This is a genomic window from Enemella evansiae (genome assembly GCF_004362375.1).
Classification (GTDB): domain Bacteria; phylum Actinomycetota; class Actinomycetes; order Propionibacteriales; family Propionibacteriaceae; genus Enemella; species Enemella evansiae.
The window spans coordinates 111,146-124,985 of the sequence record NZ_SNXA01000012.1; the positions used below are offsets into that span (position 1 = coordinate 111,146).

Genomic DNA, 13,840 nt, shown 5'->3' on the forward strand with positions numbered 1-13,840 from the left:
CCGGCGGCGGGGGAGGTGCCGCGTCGGGGCCGGTGAAGATCGGGCTGTCGGTGCCGAAGTCGGGGGTGTACGCCTCCCTGGGTCGGGACATGGAGCAGGGTTTCAAGCTCTATCTGAACCAGAAGGGCAACAAGCTCGGTGGCAAGGACATCACCCTGGTCGAGACCGATGAGGGTTCTGGTCCGCAGACCGGCGTACCCGCGACGGAGAAGCTGATCACCCAGGACCAGGTCTCCGCGGTCGCCGGGATCGTGAACTCCGCGACCGCGGCGGGGTTGAAGAAGACCTTCGTCGAATCCAAGGTGCCGCTGGTGGTCACCAACGCCGGCTCGGACGGGCTGACCACGCCGCCCTCGGACTACATCTGGCGCTCCAGCTTCACCAACGCCGACACCGCCCGCGCCTACGGCAAGCGGGCCAAGGAGCAGCTCGGCGACGGGTCGGTCTATCTGCTCGCCGCCGACTATGCGGCCGGCAAGGAGCACCTCGAGGGCTTCAAGAAGGAGTTCACCGCGGTCGGTGGCAAGATCGCCGGCGAGGAGTACACCCCGTTCGGCACCACCACCGACTGGCAGCCCTACCTGAACAAGGTCCGCACCTCCGGTGCCAAGGCGATCTTCGTCTTCTACGCCGGCGCCGAGGCGGTCAATTTCGTCAAGCAGTACAAGCAATTCCTGGCCAATGACGGGATCGCGCTCTACAGCTCCGGTGACCTCACCGAGGGGTCGGTGCTCGATGCCCAGGGTGCCGCCGCCGACGGGCTGGAGACCTCGCTGCACTACTCCGACCAGATCGACAGCCCGCGCAACAAGGAGTTCGTGCAGGCGTACAAGGACGCCTATGGCGGTGCCTCACCGACCTCCTACTCGGTGCAGGCCTACGATGCCGCGGCGGTGTTGGACAAGGCGCTCGCGGTCGCCGACGGCACCTCGGGCGAGGCGATCGGCAAGGCACTCGGTCAGGTCGGCGACATCGACAGCCCCCGCGGCACCTGGAAGTTCAACGCCAACCACGATCCCGACCAGACCTACTACCTGCGCAAGGTCGTGATGAAGGACGGGAAGTACGTCAACTCCGTCACCGGCAGCGTGAAGCTGAGCTGAGTGGGGAGGGATGCTCATCTCGACACGCGAGCCATTGCTCCGCTCCGCTGCGCATGGCTCGCTACTCGATGGGCGTCAGAACCGCGGAACAAGAACCGTTATGCAACGCCCATTGACGCCCGCTGAGTCACGACGATTCACTCAGTGGAGATGTCGCTCAAGGGTGAGCGGCCGGGACCGGGGAGATGTAGCAACATGAGTGCATCCAGGATGGCTTCGCTGCGCCGCAGGGCGTGGGTGATTCCGGTGCTGTCGGCCGTGCTGGCCCTCAGCGCCTGTGGCGGGGGAAGCCTCGGCGGCAGCGGCGGCGGGGGAGGTGCCGCGTCGGGGCCGGTGAAGATCGGGCTGTCGGTGCCGAAGTCGGGGGTGTACGCCTCCCTGGGTCGGGACATGGAGCAGGGTTTCAAGCTCTATCTGAACCAGAAGGGCAACAAGCTCGGTGGCAAGGACATCACCCTGGTCGAGACCGATGAGGGTTCTGGTCCGCAGACCGGCGTACCCGCCACCGAGAAGCTGATCACCCAGGACCAGGTCTCCGCGGTCGCCGGCATCGTCAACTCGGCCACCGCGGCGGGGTTGAAGAAGACCTTCGTCGAATCCAAGGTGCCGCTGGTCGTCGCGAACGCCGGGGCCGATGGGCTGACCACCCCGCCCTCGGACTACATCTGGCGGACCAGCTTCAAGAACAGCGATCCGGGCCGGGCGTACGGGAAGAAGGTGAAGGAGGAACTGGGTGACGGGTCGGTCTATCTGCTCGGCGCCGACTACGCCTCCGGCAAGGAGCACCTGGCCGGATTCAAGGAATCCTTCACCGCGGCGGGCGGGCAGATCGTCGGTGAGGACTACACGCCGTTCGGCACCACCACCGACTGGCAGCCCTATCTGAACAAGGTCCGCACCTCCGGGGCGAAGGCGGTGTTCGTCTTCTACGCCGGTGCCGAGGCGGTCAATTTCGTCAAGCAGTACAAGCAATTCCTGGCTGGTGACGGCATCCAGCTGCTCAGCTTCGGTGACCTCACCGAGGGCACCGCACTGGAGGCCGAGGGGGCGGCCGCGGACGGTCTGAAGACCGTGCTGCACTACTCCGACCAGCTGGACAACCCCGCCAACCAGGCCTTCGTGAAGGCGTACGCCGACGCCTATGGCGGGGCCACCCCGACGGCGTTCTCGGTGCAGGCCTACGATGCCGCCGCCGTGCTGGACAAGGCACTGGCCGCCGCCGACGGCACCTCGGGCGAGGCGATCGGCAAGGCGCTCGGCACCGTCAGCCAGGTCGACAGCCCGCGCGGAACCTGGAAGTTCACCGCCAACCACGACCCGGACCAGACGTTCTACGAGCGGCAGGTGGTCACCAGGAACGGCAAGTTCGTGAACACCGTCCTCGGCACCGTGTCAGCGAGTTGAGCCGATGGAACTCTTCTCCGCCTATGCCGTCACCGCGGTGAACGGCCTCGCCCTCGGGGCGGTGCTGTTCATCGTGGCCATCGGCCTCTCCCTGGTCTTCGGCACGATGGACGTGCTCAACCTGGCGCACGGGTCGGTGTCGTTGATCGGCGCCTATGTCGGGGTCGCCCTGCTCGGCGGCGGCGCCTCCAGTGCGATGTCGCTGGTGGCGGTGCTGGTGGCCGCGGTGATCGGCCTGCTGGCCGGCATCCTGCTCGCCGTGCTCACCCAGTCGGTGACCAACCATCTGCGCCAGGCGATGCTCACCCTGGGTGTCGCGATGATCGTCGCCGACCTGCTGCTGATCGTCTTCGGTGCCGACGTGAAATCGGTACCGCCGCCGCCCTTCCTGAGCGGCGAGGTGCCGGTGTTCGGCGCCCCGTACCCGATCTATCGGTTGGTGATGATCGCGATCGGTCTGGTCGTCGGGATCGGGCTCTGGCTGATCCTGGAGAAGACCCGGATCGGTGCGGTGGTCCGCGCCACCGTGGCCGACCGGGCGATGGTCGAGGCCACCGGGATCCGCACCCGGCTGGTGCTGGCCGGGATCTTCGGCGGCGGCGCCGCGCTGGCCGCCGTCGGCGGTCTGATCGCGGCCCCGTTGCTCGGTGCCCAGCCCGGCAACGACGACCTGGTGCTGCTCTACGCGCTGGTGATCGTCGTCATCGGCGGTCTCGGCTCCTTCAAGGGCGCCGCGGTCGGTGCGCTGCTGGTCGGCCAGGTGCAGACCGTCGGCGTCTCGGTGCTGGCCAGCTACGCGAGCTTCCTGATGTTCGCGGTGATGGCCCTGGTGCTGCTGCTCAAGCCGGCCGGGCTGCTGCCCGCCCGACATGGGGGAGGGCACTGATGTCGACCGTCACCCGCCCCGGTGATTCCGCCCCCGCGTCGTCTCCGACCACCACGGCACCGAAACCCCGGCGGCCGCGCTGGCTGGCGCTCCCGCTGATCGTCGTCGGCATCCTGCTGCTGGTCTCGGTGCCGTTCTGGGTGGCGCCCTATCCGGTGCTGCTGCTGTCGCGGATCCTGTCCTTCGCGCTGCTGGTGATCAGCGTCGACCTGCTCACCGGTTACACCGGGCTGCCGACGCTCGGCCAGGTCGCCTACTTCGGTGCGGGCGCCTACACCGCGGGGCTCGTCGGGATCCACCTGTCCACGAACGCTTTCCTGCAACTGCTGCTCGGCACCCTGGTCGCCGCCGCGCTCGCCCTGGTCACCGGCGCCGTCGCGGTCCGCACCAACGGATTCGTCTTCTTGATGGTCACCCTGGCGATCACCGAGCTGGCCAACCGGCAGGCCGATTCGATGACCGCGGTGACCGGCGGCTCCAACGGCCTGTCCGGGATCCCGGCGGTCACCCTGACCCCCGGCGGCGAACCGCTGCGGCTGGCCGGACTGGTCTACTTCTGGGTGCTGTTCGTCTTCCTGATCGGCCTGGCGCTGGCCATCGTGCTGGTCCGTTCCCCGCTCGGCCGCTCGATGCGCGGGGTCCGCGATGCCGAATCCCGGCTGCACGCGCTCGGCCAGCGCAGCTACCCGGTGAAGCTGATGGCGTACACCTTCGCCGGTGCGATCGCCGGCATGGCCGGTACCGCCTGGACCGCACAGGCCCGCTTCTTCTCCCCCGGGGACATGGCCTTCTCGCTCGCCGCGATCGCGCTGCTCTCGGTGGTGCTCGGCGGCGCCGGCACCCTGTGGGGCCCGATCCTGGCGGCGGCGATCGTGATCTTCATCCGCGACTACGTCGGCGCGATGGTGAACGGGCACGGCGCCACCATCCTCGGCCTGCTGTTCGTGGTCGCGGTGTTCGCACTGCCGCGCGGCATCGCCGGATTGGTACGCCGACGGCGCGGGCCGACGCTCGCCGTGGCCGGTGAGGGAGACGCCGGCGTGGAAGGGGCCAAGTGATGGGCGAGACACTGCTCGAGCTGAACGGGGTGAGCCGGCACTACGGGTCGTTGAAGGCCGTCGATGACGTCAGCTTCACCGTCGAGCGCGGCGCCCGGCACGCCCTGATCGGGCCGAACGGCGCCGGCAAATCGACGCTGTTCTCGGTGATCGGCGGCGCCACCCCGGCCAGTGCCGGCACCATCGGCTTCGCCGGCCGCGACATCACCGGCCTCGACGAACCGGCCCGCGCCAGGGCCGGGCTGGTGCGCACCTTCCAGCACTCCAGCCTGTTCCTTGGCATCAGCGTGCTGGACAACGTGGTGCTCGCGGTCGAGGGCGTCGAGGGCAGCCCGAAGCGGTTCTTCCCGGTACCCGGGCGGGACGGGCGGATCAGGGAGCTGGCGGCCGAGCAATTGGCCGCGGTCGGACTGTCCGGGCGGGAGGAGCTGATCTGCGGCACCCTCTCGCACGGTGAGCGCCGCCAGCTCGAGGTGGCGATGGTGCTGGCCTGCGAGCCGACCATGGTGCTCTTCGACGAACCGGCCGCGGGCATGTCGGCGGCCGAGACGAAACGGTTCATGGAGCTGATCGAGGGGCTGCCGGAGTCCGTCACGGTGCTCATCGTCGAACACGATCTGGAAGTGGTGTTCCGGCTCGCACGGACCGTCAGCGTGCTGGCCGCCGGCCGGTTGATCGCCCACGGCAGCCCCGCCGAGATCCGCGACAACGACGAGGTCAAGGTGGCGTACCTGGGTGAATCCGAGGGTGCCGAACCGCTCTTCTACTGATGCTTTTTCTTTCCTGGAAGGGGACGCGCCGATGCTGCTCGAGGTGAGCGACCTGGTTGCGGGTTACGACGGATCGCGGGTGCTGGACGGGGTCAGCCTGTCCGTCGATGCCGGTGAGTCGGTGGCGGTGCTCGGCCGCAACGGCGTCGGCAAGACCACGCTGATCAACTCCATCATGGGTCTGGTACGCCCCAGCTCCGGCTCGGTGCGGGTCGATGGCACCGAGCTGGCCCGCCGGCTGCCGCATGCGATGGCCCGGGCCGGGGTGTCGATCGTGCCGCAGGGCCGGCGGGTCTTCTCCTCGCTGACCGTCGACGAGCATCTGGCGATCTCGGCGCGGAAGGGGGAGTGGACCCCGGCCTCGGTGCTGGCGTTGATGCCGCGGCTCGGTGAACGCCGTGGCCATCTCGGCTCCCAGCTCTCCGGCGGTGAGCAGGAGATGCTGGCGATCGGGCGTGCCCTGGTCGGCAATCCGCGGCTGCTGCTGCTCGACGAACCCTCCGACGGACTCGCCCCGACCATCGTCGCCCAGGTGGGGGAGGTGCTCACCGAGCTGGCCAGTACCGGGGTGGCGGTGCTGCTGGTGGAACAGGATCTGCGGCTCGCCTTCAAGGTCGCCCAGCGGGTGCTGGTGATGCAGAAGGGCGAGATCGTGCACCGCTCCACGGTCGCCGACTTCCGCGCCGACGGCCAACGGGCCCAGGCCCTGCTGGGTGTCGGTTGACCCGCGCGGTTCGTACGCCGGTTGAGCGACGAGGAACGAGGAGTCGAAGCCTGCGTACGGCAGGCATCGACGTCGACTCGCTGGCGCTCGCTCAGTCGACGTTCATAGACTCCTCCCATGAGCAGCAACCTGCCGATCTCCTCGCGCTACCGGACCCAGCCCGATGCGCCGGTCACCGAGGAGGAGCGCAACCAGCTCTCCACCCAGCTCAACGAGGCCTTCACCGCCGGGCAGCTGGATCAGCAGGGTTACGACGAGTTGCTGGACCGGATCTTCGGCGCCACGAAGCTGGGTGACCTGGCGCCGGTGGTGGAGCGGCTCGGCAAGCCGGCCACCCACAACGAACCGGCGATCGTGCAGCAGACACCCGGTGGGCGACCCGGTGAGTTGAGCGAGGCCCGGACACCGAGCAACCGGGCCAGCCTGGCGCTGGTCGGCGGCGTCGCCGGCGGGCTGATCCTGATCGTGCTGATCGTGCTGCTGGCCGTGCTTCTCTGAGTTGCACATCACCCAGCGGCACACCGCTCTACTGGGTAGTATGGCGCCGTGCCAAGGGACCTGATCACGTCGGCCAAGATCCGCGACCACGTGCAGCGGCTGGCCGACCTCCACCCGCCCATCCGTCTTGGTTCGGTCGATCGCACCATCCGCAACCCCCGCCTGGTGCGCGAACGCTTCGGTCACGTGCTGGAATACCTGGCCCGGGTCGAGCTCGAGGTCGACCGCAATGTGCTCGAGCTGCTCACCCTGCTGCCGCACACCCGGGAGCTGGACCGCTTCTTCTATGAGGACGTCTGGCAGCCGCAGGAGATCCAGCACGGGTTGATCATCGACCAACTCGGTCAGGATCTCGGCATGGAGCCCTCCGAGCCGATGCTGGAGGTGGAGCTGTCGATGAAGATCCTCGGCGCCCTCTCCCACCTGCCCGCCATCGGTGAGGTGACCCGGTTGCTCTACTACCTGACCGGCGCGAGCACCGAACGCCAGGCGGTGCTGGCGTACAACACCCTCAACAAGTCGCTCACCGAGATGGGCGAGGACGCCATCGCGCAGACCGTGATCGGCCCGATCAAGCAGCAGGAACCGGGCCACTTCGCCTTCTACCAGATGAGTTCCACCGAGATGATCCAGAGCGGCCGGTTGAAGCCGTGGCAGCTCTGGCTGGCCCGTCAGCTGCGGTCCATCTCCTACGGCCTGGTCGGCACCAACGGCAAGAAGGCCTACACCGCCGACATGGGCGGGGTGATGGAGAATCTCGGCATCACCCGCGACCTGGAGGCGTACGCCAAGCAGGTCGGCCGGCTGGAGGCCCGGTTGCTCTGGGCCCACCGGCAGGGGATGGAGTTCCCGCCCTACGTGCTCCGCGCGCTGCGGGAGAGCCTGGAACTGCATCGCCAGCGGGAGCAGGCGCTGGCCGCCTGATCCGGGCCCGTCCGCTGTTAGGTTTGGGCGCATGAAGCGCAAGGAGTTGCTGGGTGACGCCAGCGCCGCAGTCTATGTGCCCGCCGACGAGGCCGCCGAACTCTGGGGCAGCGACCCGGAGCGGGCCGCCGAACTCGCCGAGCGTGCCTGGCAGGCGATTCCCGAACCGCGCGACCAGTGGGTGCAGACCGGGGCCGAGGTCGCCCGTCAGTCGGCCGAGGGCGAGTTGGCCGCCGGGCATCATGAGGCTGCCGCGACGTGGCTGGAGCGCTATCGCGAGGTCGCCGACCCGGACGACCGCGGCGAACAGGCAGGGTACTGGGCCCTGGTGGGCCGGCTGTCATTGGCGATGGGCCTGCGGGAGCGGGCAGTCGAGGCGCTGGATCGCGCCGTCGCACTGAGCGGCTACTTCTACGAATTCGCCGAGCATCCGAAGCTGCTGGCGCAGTACCGGGAGTTGAAGGGATTGCCGGTCGTGCGGATGCCGGTGCCCTGGGTGACCACCGACCGCCGCGCCCCCGAGGAACTCAGCGAGAGCGCGCTTGCGCAGTTGCAGACGATCTATGACGAGGCCGCCGGCCTTGATGACCAGGAGCAGCACCGGGAGGCGCTCAAGGTCTGGGAGCGAGCCTGGGACGTGATCCCCGCCCCGACCCAGGAATGGTCCTGGTCGGCGACGATCTATGGCGGGATGGGGGAATCGCTTTACTGGCTGGCGGACTATCCGATGGCCGAGCTGGCATTCCGGTTCGCCATGCGTTGTCCCGGCGGGGATCAGCCGGTCGGTCTCGCCCGGATCGCGCAATCCATCGAGCGGGGCCGTGGGGACGCCGAGATGGCCGAGACCTACTGGTCCCGGGCCGAGGCCGATCAGCCCGGGATCCGCGAACTCGCGGCCCAGGAGGACTGAACTTCCCCGCGGGTCAGAGGTGCGGATTCTGGGAACGTCCACCGGTGTGCCGGACCGCCCCGTGCAGCTGCGTCGGCACCAACTGCATCCGCACCGGCGGGCCACCCTCGACGTGGTGCCAGGTGAAACCGGGTGGCTGCTTGAACCCCGGTTCGACCAGTCGGTTCGCGGCCGCCATGTCACCCCCGGAGGTCTTCGCCAACGGGGTCGGCAACTCCACCTCGTGCAGCGCATAACGGCCGAACTGTGGATAACCCTCGGGGGAGAACCGAACGCCCTCCGGGTACTGCTTCGCCAGTTCCGGATAGTCCTTCTCCAGCGGGAATCGCTGGCCGGCGTACTGCGAGTTGATCGGTGCCTGGCCCCCGTTCATGGAGCGGCCCCGACGCTGGGCGCGGGCCAGTTCCCGCGGGTCGAGATCCTCGGCCCGCTGGGGCTCCCGGAAGTTGGGATTGCGGTGCCCGGCGTTCTTGGGGTCCGGCGGCTTGAAGCGCGTCAGCCGTTGCTCCTTCGCGCTCCTCGACGCGGCGAGCGGGTCGGCGGCACTCTTCTTCGCCGTCTTCTTCGCGCCCTGTTCCGCGGCCTCCTTGCCGCCCTTCTTCGCCCCCTGTTTGGCGGACGCGCCGGCGGCGTCGTCGACGGTGCGCAGCAGCGGATCGACCAGGGGTTTGACGAACCCCTTGAGTGCGGTGCCCTTACCCATCGAGTTCCTCCGTCGCCAGGGTGCGCTGCCAGAACTCGGTCCAGGTGGCGGCGATCGGGGTGAGTACGCCGGGGGCGGCGGGCCCCTGGGCATCGGCGATGGTGTCGTCGCACCACCAGATCGAGCCGGCGTCGGGGCCGGTGAGCAGCAGGCATGCCGAGCCGCCGTTGCCGGAACTGGCGATCCCGAGAAACTCGGGACCGTAGTTGCGGTCGTCGCGGGCCCGGTTCTGCTGGGTGCGGATCGCCTCGATCGCGGTGTAGACGTGGTTGAAGCAGCCGGTGCCGATCGCCGGTGGCATGTCCACCCAGCTGGAGAGGTCGGCGCCGCCGACGGTGCCCAGCCAGTCCAGATAGTCCGGCGGCAGGGCGGCGCCCGCGACCTGTGGCAGCGCGGCCAACTCCTCAGTGGTGGCCGGCCCGAGCGCGACGAACTGCATGCCGACGAGCGTAGAGGCAGTGGCGGTCGTCTCGGTCGTCTCGCAGGGAGGAACCATCCGCGCGCCCGGCCGACGCAAGATTTGGGCGTACGCCAAGGGTGACGTAGTATTGCACGTCGGTCACCCACGCCGGGTGATCGGTCGTGCGATTCGTCGAATTCGTCCATCCGGACTTCCCGACAGATTGAGAGTACATGTCGAAGAAAGAGGGCTTCCTCGAGATGGAGGGCACCGTGGTCGAGGCGCTGCCCAACGCGATGTTCCGCGTTGAGCTGGCCAATGGTCACAAGGTGCTCGCCCAGATCAGTGGCAAGATGCGGCAGCACTACATCCGCATCCTTCCGAGCGACCGAGTGGTCGTGGAGATCTCTGCCTACGACCTGAACCGCGGCCGAATCGTCTACCGGCACAAGTGACCGACAGTCCGGCCGATCCCATGCCCTTCGTGGTCGGGGTCGGTCAATCACCACTCACAGGTGTGTCCGACCTCGGGCATGCCCAGAATCGATAGGAAGCTCAGCAATGAAGGTTCAGCCGAGCGTCAAGAGGATCTGCGACAAGTGCAAGGTGATCCGCCGGCACGGTCGCGTGATGGTGATCTGCGAGAACCCGCGGCACAAGCAGCGCCAGGGCTGAGTCCCTGGCGTGAGCCCGAAAGGCCCGGCGTACGCCGAGTCGACAGGTTTACGCTTTCGCGCTGGGGGCGGACGGCCCGCAGAGCACCCTTGACAACTCAATAGCAACGACAACTCAATAACCACCAACGTGGTGCCAATCCCGGGGGAGCGATCCCCCGGGGCCCACGCCCGGACGGAGGCCGGGCCCGGCGTACGAATCAGAAGGTACGCCGGACGCACCACGCCAGAGACCTCCGCGGCTCGTGGATCAGCGCCCTTGGAACCGGCGCCACGAACCGGACCCGAAGGGACTGCTGAAATGGCACGCCTCATGGGTGTCGACCTCCCGCGCGAGAAGCGCCTCGAGGTCGCACTTACCTACATCTTCGGCGTGGGTCGCACCCGCGCCCTGGAGACCCTGGACGCCACGGGGATCAGTGGCGACACCCGCGTCCGCGACCTGAGCGACGACCAGCTCGTCCAGCTGCGTGACCACATCGACGCGAACTACCAGACCGAGGGTGACCTCCGTCGTGAGGTCGCCGCCGATATCCGCCGCAAGATCGAGATCGGCTCGTACCAGGGCCGTCGGCACCGCGCCGGGCTCCCGGTGCACGGTCAGCGCACCCGGACCAACGCCCGCTCCCGCAAGGGCAAGCGCAAGGCCGTGGCCGGCAAGAAGAAGAAGTAACGGACGCACCAGGGAGATCTGAACAGATATGGCTACCGCAGGACGCGGCGCCGCCAAGAAGGTGCGCCGCAAGGAGAAGAAGAACGTCGTGGCCGGACAGGCCCACATCAAGTCGACGTTCAACAACACGATCATCTCGATCACCGACCCCAACGGGCACGTGATCTCATGGGCCTCCGCCGGCACCGTCGGCTTCAAGGGCTCGCGCAAGTCGACCCCGTTCGCCGCCCAGATGGCCGCCGAGGCCGCCGGGCGTCGTGCCATGGAGCACGGCATGAAGAAGGTCGACGTGTTCGTCAAGGGCCCCGGTTCCGGCCGGGAGACCGCCATCCGCTCGCTCGGCGCCATCGGCCTCGAGGTGGGTGCCATCGCCGATGTCACCCCCGTGCCGCACAACGGCTGCCGTCCGCCCAAGCGCCGTCGCGTCTGATCGCGGAGAACAGGAGAAACTGACATGGCTCGTTACACCGGTCCCATGACCAAGAAGTCGCGTCGCCTGGGCTCCGACCTGGTCGGCAACGACAAGGCCTTCGAGCGCCGCCCCTACCCGCCCGGCATGCACGGCCGGGGTCGCACCAAGGACTCCGAGTACGCCCTGCAGTTGCGCGAGAAGCAGAAGGCTCGCTACACCTACGGCGTGCTGGAGAAGCAGTTCCGCCGCTACTACGAGGAAGCACACCGCGTCACCGGCAAGACCGGTGACATCCTGCTGCAGATCCTCGAGTCGCGACTGGACAACGTCATCTACCGCGCCGGTTTCGCGGCCACCCGCCGCCAGGCCCGCCAGATGGTGGTCCACGGTCACTTCCTGGTCAACGGCCAGAAGGTGAACATCCCCTCGTTCCGCGTCTCCGCCCACGACATCATCGATGTCAAGGACAAGTCGCTGAACCTGCACCCGCTGGTCGTCGCCCGCGAGACCCACGGCGAGCGCGAGGTACCGGCCTGGCTCGAGGCCCGGCCGAACCAGATGCGGATCCTGGTGCACCAGCTGCCCACCCGGCAGCAGATCACCGTCGACGTTCAGGAACAGCTGATCGTCGAGCTCTACTCCAAGTGAGTCGAGGGCGGGGGCCGGTTGGTCCCCGCCACCCGCCGGGGGCTTCTCGCCCCCGGCGGATCCACCTCTTGCCATCAAATAGCGGTTGGCACGAAAGGAAGAACAACACATGCTCATTGCCCAGCGGCCCACGCTGTCCGAAGAGGTCGTCGACGACAACCGGTCCCGGTTCGTCATCGAGCCCCTCGAGCCCGGTTTCGGCTACACCCTCGGCAACTCGCTGCGTCGCACCCTGCTGTCGTCCATCCCGGGCGCCGCGGTGACCAGCATCAAGATCGACGGCAACCTGCACGAGTTCTCGACCATCGAGGGCGTCGTGGAGGATGTCACCGAGATCATCCTCAACCTCAAGGCCCTGGTCGTCTCCTCCGAGGAGGACGAGCCGGTGGTCATGTACCTCCGCAAGGCCGGTGCCGGTGCGGTCACCGCCGCCGACATCGCCCCGCCCGCCGGGGTCGAGGTGCACAACCCCGAGCTGCACATCGCCACCCTCAACGACAACGGCAAGCTCGAGATGGAGCTCGTCGTCGAGCGTGGCCGTGGCTACGTCTCCGCGGTGCAGAACAAGTCCGGCGACCACGAGATCGGCCGGATCCCGGTCGACTCGATCTACTCGCCGGTGCTCAAGGTCACCTACAAGGTCGAGGCCACCCGTGTCGAGCAGCGCACCGACTTCGACAAGCTCGTCGTCGACGTCGAGACCAAGCCCGCGATCCGTCCCCGGGACGCCGTCGCGAGCGCCGGGCGTACCCTCGTCGAGCTCTTCGGCCTGGCCCGTGAGCTCAACCTGGAGGCCGAGGGCATCGAGATCGGCCCGTCCCCGGTGGACGAGCAGCTCGCTGCCGACCTGGCCCTGCCGGTCGAGGACCTGAACCTCACCGTCCGGTCCTACAACTGCCTCAAGCGCGAGGGCATCCACACCGTCTCCGAGCTGGTGTCCCGCTCCGAGCAGGACCTGCTCGACATCCGCAACTTCGGCTCCAAGTCGATCGACGAGGTCAAGCTGAAGCTGCACGAGATGGGTCTGTCGCTCAAGGACTCCGCCCCCGGCTTCGACCCGCTCGGTGCGGTGGGTCGCTACGACGAGGACGACGAGGACGGCGACCAGGACTTCGCCGAGACCGAGCAGTACTGAGCCTCCCGGCCCGAAACAGATTTGGAGATAGAGAATGCCGAAGCCAACCAAGGGTCCGCGGCTGGGCGGTTCGCCCGCGCACGAGCGGATCATCCTGGACAACCTGGCCAGCCAGCTCTTCGAGCACGGCCGGATCACCACCACCGAGGCACGGGCCAAGCGGGTCCGTCCGCTGGCGGAGAAGCTGATCACCAAGGCCAAGCGCGGTGACCTGCACGCCCGCCGGCTGGCCGCCACCCACATCCGGGACAAGGGTGTGCTGCACATCCTGTTCGCCGAGATCGCGCCGGCCGTCGCCGACCGCGAGGGCGGTTACACCCGGATCACCAAGGTCGGTCCCCGCAAGGGCGACAACGCCCCGATGGCGATCATCGAGGTGATCACCGACCCGGTCAGCGCCAAGGCGCCGAAGAAGGCCGCGGCGAAGCCGGCCAAGGTCGCCGACACCAAGGCCGAGGAGAAGGCCGCCGTCGACACCGAGGCCGGTGAGGCCCAGGCCGACGGTTCGTACAAGGGCGACAACCCGCCCGCCGGTTACGACATCAAGGGCAATGAGGACTCGATGAAGTTCCACACCCCCGAGTCGCCGTGGTACGACCGCACCGTCGCCGAGGTCTGGTTCAACTCCGCCGAGGCCGCCGAGAAGGCCGGCTTCGTCAACGCGGTGAAGGACAAGGACGCCGACGAGGACAAGGCCGAGGCCAAGGACTCCGACGAGGCCTGAGTCTCAGCAGACCGACGGCGCCCGTCCCCAGCAGGGGGCGGGCGCCGTTCGTTTTCCCGATCGCCGCGAATGATCATGGAATATCCGGGCCTTCACCTGCAAACATACGTATGCCAGTACGAATATTCCATGATCATTCCTTGGCGCGGATCTCGGTTCGCTGGGGCCGACTACCCTTGGCCGGGTGAGTGAAC

The 13,840-nt window shown here is 68.0% G+C and carries 18 protein-coding genes; 16 read left to right on the forward strand and 2 right to left on the reverse strand.

Going from position 1 to position 13,840, the window contains the following annotated elements:
* The 9 genes from C8D81_RS16730 to C8D81_RS16770 form a co-directional block, all read left to right on the forward strand.
* On the forward strand, positions 1–1,103 hold a 1,103-nt coding region (locus tag C8D81_RS16730; RefSeq protein WP_133626489.1), incomplete at its 5' end, for an ABC transporter substrate-binding protein.
* Between the two features lie 195 nt (positions 1,104–1,298).
* On the forward strand, positions 1,299–2,507 hold the full coding sequence (locus tag C8D81_RS16735; protein ID WP_166646860.1) for an ABC transporter substrate-binding protein: 1,209 nt from the start codon (positions 1,299–1,301) through the stop codon (positions 2,505–2,507).
* A 4-nt stretch (positions 2,508–2,511) separates the two neighbouring features.
* Complete coding sequence (locus C8D81_RS16740) at positions 2,512–3,393, forward strand: branched-chain amino acid ABC transporter permease (RefSeq protein ID WP_094429973.1); 882 nt, start codon at positions 2,512–2,514, stop codon at positions 3,391–3,393.
* Positions 3,393–4,451, forward strand: coding sequence for a branched-chain amino acid ABC transporter permease (locus C8D81_RS16745; RefSeq protein ID WP_094427399.1), 1,059 nt, complete (start codon positions 3,393–3,395; stop codon positions 4,449–4,451). Before C8D81_RS16740 ends, C8D81_RS16745 begins: the two co-directional genes overlap by 1 nt.
* On the forward strand, positions 4,451–5,221 hold the full coding sequence (locus C8D81_RS16750) for an ABC transporter ATP-binding protein (protein ID WP_094429974.1): 771 nt from the start codon (positions 4,451–4,453) through the stop codon (positions 5,219–5,221). Before C8D81_RS16745 ends, C8D81_RS16750 begins: the two co-directional genes overlap by 1 nt.
* Before the next feature lie 43 nt (positions 5,222–5,264).
* Entirely contained in the window at positions 5,265–5,945 is a 681-nt protein-coding gene (locus tag C8D81_RS16755) for an ABC transporter ATP-binding protein (RefSeq protein WP_208109360.1), read from the forward strand.
* A gap of 117 nt (positions 5,946–6,062) precedes the next feature.
* Positions 6,063–6,443, forward strand: a complete 381-nt coding sequence (locus tag C8D81_RS16760; RefSeq protein WP_094359773.1) for a DUF1707 SHOCT-like domain-containing protein — start codon at positions 6,063–6,065, stop codon at positions 6,441–6,443.
* 48 nt (positions 6,444–6,491) lie between these two features.
* Complete coding sequence (locus C8D81_RS16765; RefSeq protein ID WP_094400052.1) at positions 6,492–7,367, forward strand: GTP-binding protein LepA; 876 nt, start codon at positions 6,492–6,494, stop codon at positions 7,365–7,367.
* A 31-nt stretch (positions 7,368–7,398) separates the two neighbouring features.
* Entirely contained in the window at positions 7,399–8,277 is an 879-nt protein-coding gene (locus C8D81_RS16770) for a hypothetical protein (protein WP_094429975.1), read from the forward strand.
* Between the two features lie 13 nt (positions 8,278–8,290).
* Here the strand turns inward: C8D81_RS16770 and C8D81_RS16775 are convergent, their stop codons facing one another.
* Both C8D81_RS16775 and C8D81_RS16780 read right to left on the reverse strand, forming a co-directional pair.
* The gene (locus C8D81_RS16775; RefSeq protein WP_166646861.1) at positions 8,291–8,980 is read right to left on the reverse strand and encodes an HNH endonuclease; all 690 of its coding nucleotides are present in this window, start codon (positions 8,978–8,980) and stop codon (positions 8,291–8,293) included.
* Positions 8,973–9,419, reverse strand: a complete 447-nt coding sequence (locus C8D81_RS16780; protein WP_166646862.1) for an SMI1/KNR4 family protein — start codon at positions 9,417–9,419, stop codon at positions 8,973–8,975. The genes C8D81_RS16775 and C8D81_RS16780 overlap by 8 nt, the downstream gene beginning before the upstream one ends.
* 194 nt (positions 9,420–9,613) lie before the next feature.
* Between C8D81_RS16780 and infA the strand changes: the two genes are divergently transcribed.
* From infA to rplQ, 7 genes are all read left to right on the forward strand, one after another.
* Entirely contained in the window at positions 9,614–9,835 is a 222-nt protein-coding gene (infA, locus tag C8D81_RS16785) for a translation initiation factor IF-1 (protein WP_094359779.1), read from the forward strand.
* A gap of 106 nt (positions 9,836–9,941) precedes the next feature.
* A complete protein-coding gene (gene rpmJ / locus C8D81_RS16790; RefSeq protein WP_013862061.1) occupies positions 9,942–10,055 on the forward strand; it encodes a 50S ribosomal protein L36 in 114 nt (37 codons plus the stop codon).
* 300 nt (positions 10,056–10,355) lie between these two features.
* Entirely contained in the window at positions 10,356–10,727 is a 372-nt protein-coding gene (gene rpsM, locus C8D81_RS16795) for a 30S ribosomal protein S13 (protein WP_094359781.1), read from the forward strand.
* Between the two features lie 28 nt (positions 10,728–10,755).
* Positions 10,756–11,157: a 30S ribosomal protein S11 gene (gene rpsK, locus C8D81_RS16800; protein ID WP_094359783.1), complete on the forward strand. Its 402-nt coding sequence runs from the start codon at positions 10,756–10,758 to the stop codon at positions 11,155–11,157.
* 24 nt (positions 11,158–11,181) lie between these two features.
* On the forward strand, positions 11,182–11,787 hold the full coding sequence (gene rpsD / locus C8D81_RS16805; RefSeq protein ID WP_094359785.1) for a 30S ribosomal protein S4: 606 nt from the start codon (positions 11,182–11,184) through the stop codon (positions 11,785–11,787).
* A 109-nt stretch (positions 11,788–11,896) separates the two neighbouring features.
* A complete protein-coding gene (locus C8D81_RS16810) occupies positions 11,897–12,922 on the forward strand; it encodes a DNA-directed RNA polymerase subunit alpha (protein ID WP_094359787.1) in 1,026 nt (341 codons plus the stop codon).
* A gap of 34 nt (positions 12,923–12,956) precedes the next feature.
* The gene (gene rplQ, locus C8D81_RS16815; RefSeq protein ID WP_094429976.1) at positions 12,957–13,646 is read left to right on the forward strand and encodes a 50S ribosomal protein L17, sunset domain variant; all 690 of its coding nucleotides are present in this window, start codon (positions 12,957–12,959) and stop codon (positions 13,644–13,646) included.
* Positions 13,647–13,840: the final 194 nt, after the last annotated feature.